Source organism: Janthinobacterium sp. GW822-FHT07H11 (genome assembly GCF_058798615.1).
Map to the genome: position 1 here is coordinate 6,329,611 of NZ_CM179507.1, position 15,970 is coordinate 6,345,580.

Below are 15,970 nucleotides of genomic sequence, written 5' to 3' on the forward strand. Positions count from 1 at the left end.
CAGGCGGTCATTGCGGATAGCACCATTTTACCAGCCGCAGGACCGTCCCGCCGACCGGGAGAGCCGGTGCATGCCGGCTGTCGGATGGCAAAACGGCCGGTATCAACCGGCCGCTCGTGGCATCAGAACGAAGAGCATCAGGACTTGGCCGGCGCCGTCTCCTGCTTCGCCACCCAGGCGCGAATGTCGGCCAGCATCTGGTCCAGCTTGGCGCGGTCATACACATGGCCACGGCTGACCACCAGGCGGATCTGGCGCGTGGCGCCGATGTCCTGCAGCGGATTGGCGTCAAGCACCAGCAAATCGGCCGCCTTGCCGGCCGCCACGCTGCCGTAACGTTCCAGCTTGCCCAGGAAACGGGGGCCGTTGATGACGGCCGACTGCAAGGCTTGCTGCGGCGTCAAGCCGTACTGCACGTACAGGCCGATCTCGTCGTGCAGGGCCTGGCCCGGATAGTCGAAGGAATTCAAGAAGCCCGCATCGGTGCCGGCGATGATGCTCACGCCCTGCCGCTGCAAAATGGGCAGCAGCTTTGCCGATTGCTCGAACTGCGCATGGCGCTGGGCGATCGCATCCGGGCCATCCTTGGCGGCGCGCTGCACGCGCCAGTCGTAGGTGGCGCGCAAGCCCTTGCCGATGTATTGCAGGGCAGGATCGTGCGTGTGGTCTTCGCGGTCCAGGTACGCCGTCACGCGAGAACCCCACAGGGTCGGCACGATGGCCGTGCCGCGCGCGGCCAGATAGCTGAAGGCCTTGCGCGCCGTCGGCTCGTCATAGCTTTGCAGGCTTTCGCGCATGGCCTCCCTGCCCGTGATCGCGCCGGCTGCCACCTTGGCCGTCAGTTCCTGCTCGCGCGGCGTGGTGGCGCGCAGCAGGTACGATTGATGTTCGATGGTGCCCAGGCCAGCATCGGCCATCTGCTCCAGGGTCAGCTGCACGGGAATATGGCCCGAAGTGCGCATGCCCCGTTCGCGCGCCTGGCGCAGCGCTTCCAGGTACAGCTCCGGCTTCAGGGTGTTTTCCGTGATCTTCACGAAGTCGACCTGCTGCGCCTGCAGGCCGTCCAGCGCGTGCGTCACTTCCTGCGGCGTGCCCACTTCGATGGTGCCCTTCCACAGCGGCTTGAGGCCTTCGAGCTTGGCGCCAGAGGTAAAGATCGTCGGACCTTCCAGCTGGCCCGCATTGATCTGCCGGCGCCAGGCCAGCACCGTGTCGGGCAGGTCGCCCGAGCAGTCGCGCACCGTGGTGATGCCGTGCGCCAGGTACAAGGGCAGCAACTGCTTGTTCTCGTCGATCAGCTCGGGGCCGCCGCCGAAATGCACGTGCGTATCCCACAGGCCGGGCATCAGGTATTTGCCGGGCAGGCGGATGGTCTGTTTCGGCGCGTAACTGCGCAGCTGCGCGTCATCGATGACGGCGACGATGCTGTCGCCCTTGAGCAGCACGGTCTGGCCCTTGACGGCGAGGCCACCGGCCACGTCGATCAGGGTGGCGTCGCGCAGGGCGATGTCGACGGCGATCCTGTCGGCCGCGTGGGCATGGGCCAGCAGGCCCAGCGCCAGCATGGCGCCGGCGATGTGTTTCATGTCAGGCATGCGTACTCGACTTCAAGGTGATGGAAGGTTAATGGATGATCTTGGCGAGGAAATCGCGCGCCCGGTCCGAGCGCGTCGTGTTGAAGAAGTCATCCTTGCTGCAATCTTCGATGATCTTGCCCTGGTCCATGAAGACGATGCGGTTCGCCACGCGCCGGGCAAAGCCCATTTCGTGGGTGACGACCATCATCGTCATGCCTTCCTGCGCCAGGCCCACCATCACGTCGAGCACTTCGTTGATCATCTCCGGGTCGAGCGCCGATGTCGGCTCGTCGAACAGCATGGCGATCGGGTCCATCGACAGCGCGCGGGCGATGGCCACGCGCTGCTGCTGGCCGCCCGACAGCTGGCCCGGGAATTTATCCTGCTGCGACAGCAGGCCCACGCGGTCCAGGTATTTCAAGCCCTTGGCATTGGCTTCGTCGGCGCTGCGCCCCAGCACCTTGATCTGGCCGATGGTGAGGTTTTCGCGGATGGACAAATGCGGGAACAGCTCGAAATTCTGGAACACCATGCCGATGCGCGCGCGCAGTTTCGACAAATTCGTTTTCGGATCGTTGACGGTGATGCCATCGACGATGATCTGCCCCTGCTGTATCGGTTCGAGGCCGTTGACGGTCTTGATCAGGGTCGACTTGCCGGAGCCGGACGGGCCGCAAATGACCATCACGTCGCCCTTGGCGACCTTGGTGGTGCAGTCGGTCAGGACCTGGAATTGGCCATACCATTTGCTGACGTTATTGAGTTCGATCATCTTGTTCTTTCTTTTACGGTTAGCGAATGATGGCGACGCGTTTCTGCAGGCGTTTTACCAGGAACGACAAGGCATAGCACAGCACGAAATACACGACGGCGACAAACACGTACATCTCCACCAGGCGGCCGTCGCGCTGCGCGATCTTCGAGGCGGCGCCGACGAAATCGGGGATCGACAGCACGTACACGAGCGACACGTCCTGGAACAGCACGATGGTTTGCGTCAGCAGCACGGGAATCATGTTGCGGAAGGCTTGCGGCAGCACGATGCTGCCCATGGTCTGCCGGTAATTCATGCCCAGCGCCTGGCCGGCCCACACCTGGCCGCGCGGAATCGACTGTATGCCGCTGCGCATGATCTCGCAATAATAGGCCGCCTCGAACATGATGAAGGTGATCAGCGCGGAAGAAAACGCGCCCACTTTCACGGGCTCGTTGGCGCCGATGATCCAGGCGGCGATATACGGCACCAGGAAGTAGAACCAGAAGATCACCAACACCAGCGGGATCGAGCGTATCAGGTTGACGTAGCTCGACGCCACGCCCGAGATGAGGCGGTTGCTGGACAGGCGCATCAGCGCCAGCAGGGTGCCCAGCACGATGCCGCCGACCATGGCCAGCGCCGTCAGTTTCAGGGTGAAGACCATGCCGGTCTGGAACAGGTAGACCCATGAGCGGGAGATGACATCGAAGTCGAAATTACCGAACATATCAGTGTCCTCCCGTCTTGGCGCCGGCGACGATGAAGCCCGGGATGGCGACCTTTTTCTCGATCAGGTGCATCAGCACCACCACCAGCAGGTTGACGACGACGTAGATGATGGTGGCGGCCGAAAACGCCTCGAACACTTGGAACGAGAATTCCTGGATGGCGCGCGCGCTGGCCGTCAGTTCGATCAGGCCGATGGTCAATGCCACGGAACTGTTCTTGATGATGTTCAAAAACTCGCTGGTCAGCGGCGGCATGATGACGCGCGCGGCCATCGGCAGCAAGATGAAACGGTAGGTTTGCGGCAGGGTCAGGCCCAGCGCCGTGCCGGCCAGTTTCTGCCCGCGCGGCAGCGCCTCGATGCCCGTCGTCACCTGCACGGCCACGCGCGAGGAGGTAAAGAATCCCAGGCACAGCACGGCCGTGACGAACGGCGCATTCGGCAGCGACTTGACCCAAGCGCCCAGCTCAGGCGGCAGCAGTTCCGGCATGACGAAATACCAGAGGAACATCTGCACCAGCAGCGGCACATTGCGGAACAATTCCACATACGCATTGGCCACGCCCACCAGCCATTTGTTCGGCAGGGTGCGCACGGTGCCGATCACCAGGCCCAATATCAAGGCCATGATCCAGGCCGCACCGGCCGTGGCCAGGGTCCAGACCAGGCCGGACCACAAGGTGTCCATATACGTGCCCACGCCATCGGGAGACATCTCCCAGAAAATGCGCCAATTCCAGTTGTAGTTCATGATCATCCTTCCCGTGCAGCCCAAGGACAGCGGCCAGCCGCCTGCCCCGCAATTGAAACGGGAGGCTTGCGCCTCCCGGTTTTTTACGCATTCTTGTTATTTTTTCCGTTTGTCCGAAGTCTTCTGCGCCTCGGGCACGGCCGCATAGGCGGCCGGGTCACCGGAGTCGGTCGGATTGGCAAACACGGCCTTCAATTGCGGCGGCATGGGGAATTTCAGGTTGATGTTTTTCGGCGGAATTGGCGAGGTAAACCATTTCGCGTAGATGCGGTTGATGTCGTCGCTCTTGTACAGGCGGATCAGCGCGTCGTCGACCACTTTCTTGAAGGCCGGGTCGCCCTTGCGCAGCATGATGCCGTACGGCTCGACGGACAGCGCTTCCTTGGTGATTTCGTAGTCGTTCGGGTTTTTCGAGTTGGCCACTTGCGACGCCAGCAGGATGTCGTCGTTGGCTTCGGCCACCGCGCGACCCGTTTCCAGCATCAGGAAGGACTCAGGATGATCCTTGCCGACGGCAATCGTCATGCCCAGGTTCTTTTCCTTGTTCAGTATCGTCATCTGCTTGATGGTCGACGTGCCGGCCGTGGCCACCAGGGTCTTGCCGCGCAAGTCTTCCAGGGTCTTGATGTTCGAGGATTTTTTCGACAGCACGCGGTTGCCGATGACGAACATGGTCGGGGCGAATGCCACCTGCTGCTGGCGCTCCAGGTTGTTCGTCGTCGAGCCGCATTCGAGGTCGATGGTGCCGTTGGCCATCAGCGGAATGCGGTTGGCCGAGGTGACGGGACTCATCACCACTTTCAGTTCGCTCATGCCCAGGTGCTTTTGCAGGGCCGTGACGACTTTCATGCACAGGTCGATCGAGTAACCCTGGTATTGCTGCTTGTCATCGAGATAGGAGAAGGGCACGGAGCCGTCGCGCACGCCGAGGGTGACGGAACCGGCTTTCTTGATCTTGGCCAAGGTGCCGGTCAATTCCTGAGCCTGGACTGGCGACATGCTGCTGATGACGCCGACGCTGAGCAGCGTGGCGATGATTTTGGTCAATTTCATAAATTCTCCTGGACGGACAAACCGGATACAAAGCCGGACGAAACAACTGTGGTGCAAACGCCACCAATGGAATTAATTTTATTTCATTTTCAGCGCCGAACCAGCCGTTTTCTGCGATTGCCGTCAAATAGGCGCTATACGCGCGCCGGAATCGGCGCGGCTGTAGCATTTTTCCTACTGATTGTCCCCCGCCGATTTATTTTGCCGGCGCCAGCCCCGCCAACTCTTCCTCTTCCGCCTCATCGTCCCGATTCGCCTGCTGGCGTTGCCACATCTGCGCATACAGGCCATCAAGCACCAGCAATTGCGGATGCGTGCCACGCTCGACGATGCGGCCATGGTCGAGCACCAGGATTTGCTGGGCATCGGCCACCGTCGACAGCCGGTGCGCAATGACCAAGGTGGTGCGGTTTTTGGCGATCTCCTTCAGCTGCGACTGGATCGCCTGCTCGGCCTTCGAATCGAGCGCCGAGGTGGCTTCATCGAATATCAGGATGGCCGGGTCTTTCAGCAAGGTGCGGGCGATGGCCACGCGCTGCTTTTCGCCGCCCGACAGTTTCAAGCCCCGCTCGCCCACCATGGAATTGTAGCCATCGGGCAAGCTTTCAATAAAATCATGGATCGATGCGGCCTTGGCCGCCGCCACGATGGCGTCCTTGCTGGCGCCCGGCTTGCCATAGGCGATGTTGTATTCGATGGTGTCGTTGAACAAGACCGTATCCTGCGGCACGATGCCGATGGCGGCGCGCAGGGAATCCTGCGTGATATTGCGCAAGTCCTGGCCATCGATGGTGATGCCCCCGCCATCGACTTCATAGAAACGGAACAGCAAACGCGACAAGGTCGACTTGCCCGAGCCGCTGTGGCCCACCACGGCCGTGGTGGTGCCGGCCGGTATCTGGAAATCCACGTCGAACAGGATTTGCCGCTTGGCTTCATAGCTGAAATCCACATGCGCGAAACGCACGGCCGCACCGCGCGTGACGAGCGGCCTGGCGTCCGGCGTATCGGCGATTTCGCGGTTTTCGTTCAGCAGGGAAAACAGACGCTCCATGTCGGCCAGGCTTTGCTTGATTTCGCGGTAGATGACGCCCAGGAAATTGAGGGGAATATACAACTGGATCATGAAGGCGTTCACCAGCACCAGGTCGCCCAGGGTCATCGTGCCGGCGATCACGCCCACGGTGGCGCGCCACAGGATCAATGTCACGGCCGTGGCGATGATCAAGGACTGGCCCGTATTGAGCAAGGACAAGGAAGTCTGCGATTTCACGGCGGCCGATTCGTAGCGCTGCAAGCCTTCGTCGTAGCGCTTCGCTTCGTAATCCTCGTTGCCGAAATATTTCACGGTTTCATAGTTGATCAGCGAATCGATGGCCTTGGTATTCGCCTTTGAATCGAGTTCGTTCATGGTGCGGCGGAAATGCGTGCGCCAGTTCGTCACCAGCACGGTAAACGCGATGTAGGACACCAGCGCCACCGCCGTGATCACGGTGAACCAGATATCGTAATGCAAGACCAGATAGCCGAGCACGAGGGTGATTTCCACCAGCGTCGGCAAGATGTTGAACAGGGTATAGGAAATGAGCGAACCGACGCTGCGCGTGCCCCGTTCGATATCGCGCGTCATGCCGCCCGTCTGGCGGTTCAAATGAAAACGCAGGGACAGCGCATGCAGGTGGCGGAACACTTGCAGGGCGATGGTGCGCACGGCCCGCTGCGTGACCCGGGCGAACAGGAATTCGCGCAGTTCCGTAAACAAGGTGGTCGACAAACGCAGCAAGCCATACGCCACCAGCAAGCCGACGGGCAGCACCAGCAGCGCTTGCGGGTGGGCCGCCGTGATGGTCATGGCGTCGACGAGTTTTTTCAGGATCAGGGGCACGCCCACGTTGGCCAGCTTGGCGCCGACCAGGCATAGCAGCGCCAGCAATACTCGCCATTTGTAGACCCACAGGTACGGCAGCAAGGTCTTGATAGTGGCGAAATCGCTGTGGCTGGCGGAAGCTGGCGAGCGGGGCGGAGGGGGAGTCTGGGAACGGCGCATGGCGAAGGTCGGCTTTTTATGGTTCAATCGCAGCAATTGTAGCCTTTCATGAGAATAAAAGATGAGCACCTCCCCCGACCGTCCCGACAACTGCCTCGCCTCCGGCCTGCCCGCCGGAAAAATGCCCGAACTGCGCATGATGCCCGCGCCGTCCGACGCCAATGTGTACGGCGACGTCTTCGGCGGCTGGATCATGGCGCAGGTCGATATCGCCGGCTCGCTGCCGGCCACGCGGCGCGCCAACGGCCGTGTCGCCACCATCGCCGTCAATTCCTTCGTCTTCAAAAACCCCGTGTTCGTCGGCGATCTACTGTCCTTCTACGCCGATATCGTCAAGGTCGGCAATACCTCGATCACCGTTAACGTGGAAGTATATGCCGAGCGCAACCGCCTGCAGGCGTGCATCGTGAAAGTCACGGAAGCGACCCTGATCTATGTGGCGACGGACTCCGACCGCAAGCCGCGCAAGGTGCCGCCCATCGAGACCTTATTGGCGTCTTGATTGTCGTATTAATCCCACGTTTCAGACGGCATGGATAGCCAGCGCCGCATCTTCCTGCTCAGTGCAGCCCGCATCGGTGCGCTGGCCGCCGTCGGCAGCGCGCTGTCCGGTTCCAGCGCGAGCGCCGCCACGCGCTTGAATGGCACGGGCTATCCGTTTGCGCTCGGCGTCGCCTCCGGCTCGCCCTTGCCCGACGCCGTGGTGCTGTGGACGCGCATCTGCTACGACCCGCTGCAGTCGGCCGCCACGCCCGCCATCGCCCTGAACGTGCGCTGGGAAGTGGCCGAAGATGAAGCTTTCCGGCGCATCGCCGCCAAGGGGCAAACGACGGCCACGCCGGCCCTCGCGCACAGCGTGCACGTCGACGTGGGCGGCCTGGCGCCCGGACGCTGGTACTGGTACCGCTTCATGCTGGGCGACGCCGTCAGCCCCGTGGGCCGCACGCGCACGGCGCCCGCCGCCGATAGCTTGCCCGCTTCGCTGAAACTGGCCGTCGCCTCGTGCCAGCACTGGGAATTCGGCACGTATGCGGCGCACCGGCATATCGCCGCGGCCGCGCCCGACCTGGTGGCCTTCCTCGGTGACTACATCTATGAATGGGGGCCGTACCAGCTGCAGCACCCGGGCCGCGCCGTGCGCACGCATGAAAGTTTCACTCTGGACGAGTACCGCGCCCGCTATGCGCAATACAAGAGCGACCGGGATTTGCAGGGCGCGCACCTGGCCGCGCCGTGGATCGTCACCTGGGATGACCATGAAGTGGCCAACGATTACGGCAACGACCGTGACGAACTACTGACACCCGCCTTTTTGCAGCGCCGCGCGGCCGCCTACCAGGCGTTTTATGAACACATGCCGCTGCGCCTGCTGCCGCTGGGCAGAAGGGGCTTTGTCGACATGCGCATCTACCAGCGCTACGACTGGGGCCGGCTGGCACGCTTCCACGTGCTGGACGACCGGCAATACCGCGCCTACCAAGCCTGCAGCAAGCCCGGGCGCGGCGGCTCCAATTCCGTCACCACGCGCAATTGTCCCGACCTGCGCAAACCGGAGCGCACCATGCTGGGCGAGGAGCAGCAGCGCTGGCTGCAGGCGGGCCTCGACAGCTCGCCCGCGCGCTGGAATATCCTGGCCCAGCAAACGCTGATGGCGCAATCGAGCCAGGTGCCCATTGTGCGGCCCGGCGACGAGCGCGTCTGGACCGATGGCTGGGATGGCTATCCGCTGGCACGCCAGCACCTGCTCGACGCCCTGCGCAGCAGCCAGGCCAGCAACCCGCTGGTGCTGTCGGGCGACGTGCACACGTTTTATGCGACGGAACTGCGCCGCAATGCCATGCGCCCCGACAGCAAGGATAATCCCGTGCTGGCCACCGAGTTTTGCGGTACCTCAATCACGTCCAGTTCCCGCCCGCAGGCGCGCACGGACCAGTACGTGGCGATGAATCCGCACATCCGCTACGGACGCAGCGACAAGCGCGGCTATATGTTGATGGAAATCACGCCAGAGAAAACCACGACCCTGTTCCAGGGTTTGGAGAACGTGCGCGACAGCACTTCTACCATCGCGACACTGGCCAGTTTTACCGTCCACGACGGCAAAGCCGGCCTGCAGCCCACCTAGCAGATACTTTTCAAGGCCTCGCGGTAGCGCCGGCTCACGGGCACGTCCCCACCCGTGGACAGCACGGCGCGCGCATCGCCCGATTCCAGCGGTACGATGGCTTGTACGAAATCAAGATTGACGATATAGCTGCGGTGCACGCGCACAAAGCGCTTGCCGTCGAGGCGGCGCTCGATGGCGGCCATGGTCGAGCGCAAGGGATAGTCGTGGCCGCGCACGTGCAAATTCACATAATTGCCCCAGGCTTGTATCCATTCGATCTCAACGGCGGGCAGCAGAAAATCCTTGCCCAGCTTGCGCACCAGGAAGCGTTCCGGCTGCTGCACCGGCTCCACCGCCGGGCCTTCATCGGGTTCGCCCAGCAGGGTCGCCTCGCCTTGCCAGCGCATCAGCAGCAAGCGGTAAAATCCCACCGCCAGCAAGACCAGGAAATAAGCACGCACATCTTTCAGGTATTCATAGGGCAGCTCGCGCCACCAGGCGCCGAAATCATAGTGGCTGCCCTGGCTCCAGTACGCCAGCTTGCGCAAGGCCACCATGGCCGCTACATGTACCAGGCTGTAGACGAGCGAAGCGGCCAGGTGCCAGCGCAAGTTCTGGCGCTGGAACACCAGGTGCAGCGGCCGGTACTGCTCCGCCAGGATCACCACGGGCACCAGCGCCAGCAGCACAAGATTGCTGCTCCATTCCCACACGGCCACTTCCCAGAATGCCGTATCGACTCCGGTGCGCTGCAGGTCGATCCACGCCAGCCAGCTGTTCACGCTGGCCTGCATCAGGGTCAGCACGATCCAGAATCCGGGTTCGGCCACGCGGCGCCAGCGTTGATAACGTTGCAACAGGTCGGTGGAGGAAACGGCCATGGTGTCAGTGGATGAATTAGTTGCACGATTGTAACGTCCCTGCGCCGTCCCAGATCCGCTTTTTGTCACAGCCAGCTGTCCGCTGGTCACTTGCCAGTGGCCCCTAGCCCAGGCCATGCCTATGCTGGGACTTCCTTCACCACTCGCCTCCGATCATGAACCACGACTCCCGCCGTCACGATATCGACGCCCTGCGCTTTCTTGTCTTCAGCCTGCTGATTGTCTATCACACCGCCCTCGTGTACATGGATGGCTGGAATTTTCACATGCACAGCAGCTATGCCACCGACGCCTTGAACATGCCGCTGCTCTTCATCAACCGCTGGCGCATGGAAATCGTCTTCCTCATTTCCGGCGTCTCGTGCGCCATGATGACGCAGCACGCACGCGGCGCCTTCCTGTGGCGCAGGGTCAAGCGCTTGCTGTTGCCGCTGCTGTTCGGCATGGCCGTCATCATTCCCATCCAGCCCTACTGCGAAGGTGTCAGCAAGGGCCTGATCGAGCCTGGCTATGGGCAGTTTCTGCTCCATTACTTTGGCGGTTACGCCTGGCCGGCCGGCGCATTTGCAGGCTGGCAATATGGTTTTACATGGAATCATCTGTGGTACCTGGTGTACCTGCTGCTGTACATCGTCGTGCTGGTGGCGCTGCAGCCGCTGCTGGAGCGGATGCAACCGTACTTCCGGCGCCTGCGCGGCTGGCGTCTGCTGGTCCTGCCGGCGCTGCCGCCCCTGGCGGCCATGGCGCTGCTGAAAATGCCTTACCCGGAAACCCATGCGCTGGTGGGCGACTGGTACGCGCACGCCCTGTATTTCACGCTGTTCGTGTATGGCTGGTGGCTGGGCAATGACAAGGGTTTATGGGGCGAACTGGCGCGGCTGCGCTGGCATACGCTGTGGCTGGGCCTGGGCGCGTTTGCCGTGTACATGTTTTTCGACCAGATATATTCGGAGAATCTGCTGACCTGGGCCTCGTTCGGCTCCTGGCCCATGCGCAAGCTGTACATGTGGCTGGCCATCTGCGCCATCCTGGGCTGGTCGCATACGCTATTGAACCGCCCGTTTGCCTGGCTGCCATGGGCGCGCCAGGCCGTCTTTCCCTGGTACATACTGCACCAGAGCGCGATCGTGCTGCTGGCCTACTGGCTGGTGCCCTTGAAGCTGGGCCCCGTGCTCGAACCGCTGCTGGTCCTGGCCGGCACGGTGGCCATTTGCTGGCTGGGCACGTCGCTGGTGATCAGCAAGGTGCACTGGCTGCGCCCCTGCTTCGGCCTGCCCGCCCGGCCACGGCAAGCCGTGGTGACGGACACCGCCTTGCCGGCGAATTAAGCGGCTTTCTTTTCGTCGCGCAATTGACGGCGCAAGATCTTGCCGACGTTGGTTTTCGGCAATTCATCGCGGAACTCGATGTATTTCGGTTTCTTGTAGGCCGTCAATTCATGCTTGCAATGCTCGCGGATCTGTTCCACCGTCAGGGTCGGATCCTTGCGCACGACAAACACTTTCACGGCTTCGCCCGAGTTAGCGTCCGGCACGCCGATGCAGGCGCATTCCAGCACGCCCGGGCAGGACGAGACCACGTCTTCCACCTCGTTCGGATACACATTGAAGCCGGAGACGATGATCATGTCTTTCTTGCGGTCGACAATCTTCACATAGCCACGCTCGTCCATGACGCCCACGTCGCCCGTCTTGAAGTAACCGTCCGCCGTCATCGACTTGGCCGTCTCGTCCGGACGCTGCCAATATCCGGCCATCACTTGCGGGCCGCGCACGGCGATTTCGCCCGGCTCGCCCAGCGCCACTTCCACGCCGTCGTCGTTGAGAATCGCCACTTCCGTCGACGGGAAAGGCAAGCCGATGGTGCCCGTGAATTCCGTGATATCGACGCGGTTGCCCGTCACCACGGGCGACGTTTCCGACATGCCATAGCCTTCGATCAGCGGACAGCCCGTCAGTTTCAGCCAGCGTTCGGCCACGTTGCGCTGCAGGGCCATGCCGCCGCCATTGCACACCTTGTAGCTGGAGAAATCGAGCTTGGCAAACTCGGCATTGTTCAGCAGCGCGTTGTACAAGGTATTGACGGCCGGGAAAACGACGATCTTGTGCTTGGACAATTCCTTGACGAAACCGGGAATGTCGCGCGGGTTGGGGATCAGCACGCTCATGCCGCCCAGGCGCATGCCCATCAGGGCGCTGACCGTCAGCGAATAGATGTGATACAGGGGCAAGGCGCACATGAAGCCCATCGAGGTGGCGCGCATTTCAGGCGTCATCACGGGCGACATCCACGCCTCGTTTTGCAGCACGTTGGCAATCACATTGCGATGCAACAACATTGCGCCTTTCGACACGCCCGTCGTACCGCCCGTGTATTGCAGGAAGACGATATCGTCATGCCCCTGCTGCACCGGCGTCAGAGTCAGGCGCGCGCCCTCGGCCAGCATCTTGTTGAAGCTGATGGCGCCCGGCAAGGAAAACGCGGGCACCATTTTCTTGATCTTGCGCACGACAAAGTTAACGATGGTGCCCTTCAAGCCACCCAGCAAGTCGCCCATGGTGGCGACGATCACGTGCTTGACCTGGGTATGCGGCAGCACCTGCTCGACCGTGGTGGCAAAGTTTTCCAGCACGATGATGGCTTCGCTGCCCGAGTCGATCAGCTGGTGCTGCAATTCACGCGGCGTGTACAGCGGATTGACGTTCACGACCGTGTAGCCGGCACGCAAAATTGCCGCCATGGCCACCGGATACTGCAGCACATTGGGCAGCATGATCGCCACGCGCGCGCCCGTTTTCAAGCCCTTGCTTTGCAGCCAGGCACCCATTTGCAGCGACAGCCTGTCGAGCTCGCGGTAGGTGAGGAATTTATCCATGCACACAAAGGCATTGCGGTCCGCATATTTATGGAAGGACTCTTCCAGCAAATGTGTCACGGAACGATACTGCGTGCAGTCTATCTCTGCGGGAACGCCGTCCGGGTATGACTTCAACCAAATCTTGTCCATCTCGCCTCATCTTTATCTGTAAAAGGGATGCGCCTCCTGGCGCATCCACACTGTTTATGCTGCTATCTTCTTCTCGTCGCGCAAGGCACGACGCAAAATCTTGCCGACGTTGGTCTTCGGCAATTCATCACGGAATTCGATGTATTTCGGACGCTTGTAGCCCGTAAATTGTTCCTTGCAGTACGCCGCCAACACGTCCACCGTCAGCGTCGGGTCCTTGCGCACCACGAACACCTTGACGGCCTCGCCCGAATGTTCATCGGGCACGCCCACGCAGGCGCACTCGAGCACGCCCGGATGGGCCGCGATGACGGCTTCGACTTCGTTCGGATACACATTGAAGCCGGAGACGAGGATCATGTCTTTCTTGCGGTCCACGATCTTCACGTAGCCGCGCTCATCCATGATGCCCACATCGCCCGATTTGAAGTAGCCGTCCGGCGTCATGACCTTGGCCGTTTCATCGGGACGGTTCCAGTAGCCGCTCATCACTTGCGGGCCGCGGATGGCGATCTCGCCCGTCTGGCCCAGCGCTACTTCCTTGCCGTCATCGTCGAGGATGGCGATCTCGGTTGACGGAATCGGCAAGCCGATGGTGCCGGAAAACGCCGTGCTGTCGGCACGGTTGCAGGTGGCGACGGGCGACGTTTCCGACAAGCCATAGCCTTCGATGATGGACACGCCCGTCGCCTGCAGCCATTTGTCGTTGACGGCTTGCTGCACCGCCATGCCGCCGCCATTGGCGATCTTCAAGCCCGAGAAATCGAGCTTGGCAAAATCAGGGTGGTTGACCAGCGCGTTATACAGCGTATTGACCGCCGGCAACAGGTTGAACTTGTATTTGCCCAGTTCCTTGATCAGGCCCGGGATATCGCGCGGATTCGGGATCAGGATGTTCAAGGCGCCCACGCGCGTGCCCCACATGGCGCACGCCGTCAGGGCAAAGATATGGTACAGCGGCAAGGCGCAGACGATGATCAACTGCTCGCGGCTGTTCGGATCGAGCGCCGCGCCCGACCACGCTTCGCTTTGCAGCACGTTGGCAATCACGTTGCGGTGGCTCAAGGTTGCGCCCTTCGACACGCCCGTGGTGCCGCCCGTGTATTGCAGGAAGGCGGGGTCGTTGACGCTCAGCTCGACAGGCGTGAGTTTCATGCGGCTGCCCAGCGCCAGCGCGCTCTTGAAGCGCATGGCGTTCGGCAGCGAATACGCGGGCACCATCTTCTTGACGTTACGCACGACAAAATTGACGATCATGCCCTTCAAGCCACCGAGCATTTCGCCCATGCTGGCAACGATGATGTGCTTGATGGTCGTCTTGCCCAGCACTTGCTCGACCGTATGCGCAAAATTTTCCAGCACGATGATCGCTTCGCTGCCCGAATCGTTGAGCTGGTGCTCGAGTTCGCGTGGCGTATATAAAGGGTTGACATTGACCACCGTGTAACCGGCGCGCAGCACGGCCGCGATCGCCACCGGATACTGCAGCACGTTCGGCATCATCAGGGCGACTCTGGCTCCCTTCTTCAAGCCGCGGCTTTGCAGAAAGGCGCCCAGCTGGCGTGAATAGGCGTCGAGTTCGGCATAGGTAAGAAATTTGTCCATGCAGACATAGGCATTGCGGTCCGCATACTTTTGAAACGCTTCTTCCAGCAAGTGCACCAGCGAACGATATTGATCAGGATTGATGTCGGCGGGTACGCCGGGAGGATACGACTTCAGCCAAATTTTTTCCATCCTGTGCCTCTTGTCTCGAATCATCGTGGGGAGCCGGCGCACCCTGCCGGCGCGGATCATTGCTGCGGATTCTGTCGTCCGGCAGTCAGTTTGAGCATTCTGACGAGCAATTGCTCTATGCTACTAACGCGATGCTATCGGGCGCCGCGCTTCCATGCAAGCGCTTTCAACGGTATTCGAGCATGAACTCTAGGGCACTTTTGTGCTGCAATGCAGCATGAAAAATACGGCGTTGTGAAAACGCCGGCCCTGACGTACAAGGCAATTCCCACGGGTCAAGGGCTGGCTAATTGTTGCAAGACTATTCGCCGCTCCGGCTTGTCGAGCCGAGACATTGTGTGCACTGCAGCATAAAAAGCACGAAAGTTCTTTTTTTCTTCCAGCAATTTTTTAAAGGCTGGCAAAAATTCATTGTAGGTCGCCACCGAGGCCAGGTGGGCATTGCTCAGCGGTTGCTCGAACCAGCGGTCATAACCGGCATAACCACCCCAGTTTTGCTTCAGCAACTGGTATGCGTCTTTCAGTTCGCTGAACACTTGCGCCTTGCGCGCACGCTTGTCCGCATCGCTGGCGCCGCTCGCATACACGGTCTCGAGCGCTCCCCGATATTTCAGCAGCAAGGCCAGGAAGTCCTGGCGCCGCGCCGCATACTGGGCATACGCCGCGCGCATGGCGTCATTGCCCTCGCGCGCCAGCCAGCGCCGCACGCCCGCTTCTTCCACGGCGACGGCAAACGATTCATTGAAGGCGGAATCGCCCTGTACGTACACGACCTGGTGCGCCAGTTCGTGGAAAATCATGCGCGCCAGTTCCGCATCGTTGTAATTGATAAAGGTCGACAGCAGCGGGTCGTCGAACCAACCCAAGGTCGAGTACGCAGGCACGCCGCCCACCTGCACGTCGTAATGCTGGGCGCGCAACTCGTCGGCATAGGCCAGCGCCTCATCCTTGCTGTAATAGCCGCGATAATTGACGCAGCCGGCGATGGGGAAACACCATTGCAGCGGCTGCAGCGACAGTTCCGGCGTGGCCACCACGTTCCACAGCACGAAGGGGCGCCGCAGGGCCGCGTAGTTCTTGTAGCTGCCATTGTCCGGTAAATCCAGCTCGCTGACGGCAAAACGGCGGATCTGCTGCGCCTTGGCCAGGCGCACTTTCAGGCGCGGCTCGGTGGCAGGATCATCGAGCCAGGCATCGACGGGGCGCGCGCCGGACCACAAGGCATATTGCCCCTGCGCCGCCTGGGCGTAATAGCGCAGCTGCGTGCAGCCGCCCAGCGACAGGCACAGCATGCCGACAAGCAGCCGGGCCGGCCAGCGTGCCATC

The 15,970-nt window shown here is 61.3% G+C and carries 13 protein-coding genes; 3 read left to right on the top strand and 10 right to left on the bottom strand.

Going from position 1 to position 15,970, the window contains the following annotated elements; genetic code table 11:
- Nucleotides 1-137: 137 nt before the first annotated feature.
- From AC3RCJ_RS28040 to AC3RCJ_RS28065, 6 genes are all read right to left on the bottom strand, one after another.
- The gene (locus AC3RCJ_RS28040; RefSeq protein ID WP_492957504.1) at nucleotides 138-1,595 is read right to left on the bottom strand and encodes an amidohydrolase family protein; all 1,458 of its coding nucleotides are present in this window, start codon (nucleotides 1,593-1,595) and stop codon (nucleotides 138-140) included.
- Nucleotides 1,596-1,623: 28 nt separating this feature from the next.
- The gene (locus AC3RCJ_RS28045) at nucleotides 1,624-2,349 is read right to left on the bottom strand and encodes an amino acid ABC transporter ATP-binding protein (protein WP_071075164.1); all 726 of its coding nucleotides are present in this window, start codon (nucleotides 2,347-2,349) and stop codon (nucleotides 1,624-1,626) included.
- Nucleotides 2,350-2,368: 19 nt separating this feature from the next.
- Nucleotides 2,369-3,061 carry an amino acid ABC transporter permease gene (locus tag AC3RCJ_RS28050; RefSeq protein WP_492957507.1) on the bottom strand — a complete coding sequence of 231 codons (693 nt, stop codon included), beginning with the start codon at nucleotides 3,059-3,061 and terminating at the stop codon, nucleotides 2,369-2,371.
- Between the two features lies 1 nt (nucleotide 3,062).
- Nucleotides 3,063-3,812 carry an amino acid ABC transporter permease gene (locus AC3RCJ_RS28055; RefSeq protein ID WP_492957509.1) on the bottom strand — a complete coding sequence of 250 codons (750 nt, stop codon included), beginning with the start codon at nucleotides 3,810-3,812 and terminating at the stop codon, nucleotides 3,063-3,065.
- Nucleotides 3,813-3,908: 96 nt separating this feature from the next.
- Nucleotides 3,909-4,865: an amino acid ABC transporter substrate-binding protein gene (locus AC3RCJ_RS28060; protein WP_070220709.1), complete on the bottom strand. Its 957-nt coding sequence runs from the start codon at nucleotides 4,863-4,865 to the stop codon at nucleotides 3,909-3,911.
- A gap of 196 nt (nucleotides 4,866-5,061) precedes the next feature.
- Entirely contained in the window at nucleotides 5,062-6,912 is a 1,851-nt protein-coding gene (locus AC3RCJ_RS28065; protein WP_492957512.1) for an ABCB family ABC transporter ATP-binding protein/permease, read from the bottom strand.
- Nucleotides 6,913-7,048: 136 nt separating this feature from the next.
- On the opposite strand from AC3RCJ_RS28065, the gene AC3RCJ_RS28070 reads away from it, so the two are divergent.
- Nucleotides 7,049-7,414: an acyl-CoA thioesterase gene (locus AC3RCJ_RS28070; protein WP_226939493.1), complete on the top strand. Its 366-nt coding sequence runs from the start codon at nucleotides 7,049-7,051 to the stop codon at nucleotides 7,412-7,414.
- A gap of 30 nt (nucleotides 7,415-7,444) precedes the next feature.
- Nucleotides 7,445-9,037, top strand: coding sequence for an alkaline phosphatase D family protein (locus AC3RCJ_RS28075; protein ID WP_492957514.1), 1,593 nt, complete (start codon nucleotides 7,445-7,447; stop codon nucleotides 9,035-9,037).
- On the opposite strand, the gene AC3RCJ_RS28080 is transcribed toward AC3RCJ_RS28075, so the two are convergent.
- Nucleotides 9,034-9,900, bottom strand: a complete 867-nt coding sequence (locus AC3RCJ_RS28080; RefSeq protein ID WP_492957516.1) for a LytR/AlgR family response regulator transcription factor — start codon at nucleotides 9,898-9,900, stop codon at nucleotides 9,034-9,036. The two genes, AC3RCJ_RS28075 and AC3RCJ_RS28080, sit on opposite strands and share 4 nt — an antisense overlap.
- A gap of 155 nt (nucleotides 9,901-10,055) precedes the next feature.
- Here AC3RCJ_RS28080 and AC3RCJ_RS28085 point away from each other — a divergent pair, with 155 nt between their 5' ends.
- A complete protein-coding gene (locus tag AC3RCJ_RS28085; RefSeq protein ID WP_492957518.1) occupies nucleotides 10,056-11,228 on the top strand; it encodes an acyltransferase family protein in 1,173 nt (390 codons plus the stop codon).
- Here the strand turns inward: AC3RCJ_RS28085 and AC3RCJ_RS28090 are convergent.
- From AC3RCJ_RS28090 to AC3RCJ_RS28100, 3 genes are all read right to left on the bottom strand, one after another.
- Nucleotides 11,225-12,907, bottom strand: coding sequence for a long-chain-fatty-acid--CoA ligase (locus AC3RCJ_RS28090; protein ID WP_492957520.1), 1,683 nt, complete (start codon nucleotides 12,905-12,907; stop codon nucleotides 11,225-11,227). The two genes, AC3RCJ_RS28085 and AC3RCJ_RS28090, sit on opposite strands and share 4 nt — an antisense overlap.
- Nucleotides 12,908-12,961: 54 nt before the next feature.
- On the bottom strand, nucleotides 12,962-14,644 hold the full coding sequence (locus AC3RCJ_RS28095; RefSeq protein ID WP_492957522.1) for a long-chain fatty acid--CoA ligase: 1,683 nt from the start codon (nucleotides 14,642-14,644) through the stop codon (nucleotides 12,962-12,964).
- A 275-nt stretch (nucleotides 14,645-14,919) separates the two neighbouring features.
- Nucleotides 14,920-15,969, bottom strand: a complete 1,050-nt coding sequence (locus AC3RCJ_RS28100) for an aminopeptidase (RefSeq protein WP_492957524.1) — start codon at nucleotides 15,967-15,969, stop codon at nucleotides 14,920-14,922.
- Between the last annotated feature and the right edge of the window lies 1 nt (nucleotide 15,970).

Coding starts and splice junctions, on each gene's coding strand:
- AC3RCJ_RS28040 (WP_492957504.1), bottom strand. CDS start 1,595: ATGCCTGACATGAAACACATCGCCGGCGCCATGCTGGCGCTGGGCCTG.
- AC3RCJ_RS28045 (WP_071075164.1), bottom strand. CDS start 2,349: ATGATCGAACTCAATAACGTCAGCAAATGGTATGGCCAATTCCAGGTC.
- AC3RCJ_RS28050 (WP_492957507.1), bottom strand. CDS start 3,061: ATGTTCGGTAATTTCGACTTCGATGTCATCTCCCGCTCATGGGTCTAC.
- AC3RCJ_RS28055 (WP_492957509.1), bottom strand. CDS start 3,812: ATGAACTACAACTGGAATTGGCGCATTTTCTGGGAGATGTCTCCCGAT.
- AC3RCJ_RS28060 (WP_070220709.1), bottom strand. CDS start 4,865: ATGAAATTGACCAAAATCATCGCCACGCTGCTCAGCGTCGGCGTCATC.
- AC3RCJ_RS28065 (WP_492957512.1), bottom strand. CDS start 6,912: ATGCGCCGTTCCCAGACTCCCCCTCCGCCCCGCTCGCCAGCTTCCGCC.
- AC3RCJ_RS28070 (WP_226939493.1), top strand. CDS start 7,049: ATGATGCCCGCGCCGTCCGACGCCAATGTGTACGGCGACGTCTTCGGC.
- AC3RCJ_RS28075 (WP_492957514.1), top strand. CDS start 7,445: ATGGATAGCCAGCGCCGCATCTTCCTGCTCAGTGCAGCCCGCATCGGT.
- AC3RCJ_RS28080 (WP_492957516.1), bottom strand. CDS start 9,900: ATGGCCGTTTCCTCCACCGACCTGTTGCAACGTTATCAACGCTGGCGC.
- AC3RCJ_RS28085 (WP_492957518.1), top strand. CDS start 10,056: ATGAACCACGACTCCCGCCGTCACGATATCGACGCCCTGCGCTTTCTT.
- AC3RCJ_RS28090 (WP_492957520.1), bottom strand. CDS start 12,907: ATGGACAAGATTTGGTTGAAGTCATACCCGGACGGCGTTCCCGCAGAG.
- AC3RCJ_RS28095 (WP_492957522.1), bottom strand. CDS start 14,644: ATGGAAAAAATTTGGCTGAAGTCGTATCCTCCCGGCGTACCCGCCGAC.
- AC3RCJ_RS28100 (WP_492957524.1), bottom strand. CDS start 15,969: ATGGCACGCTGGCCGGCCCGGCTGCTTGTCGGCATGCTGTGCCTGTCG.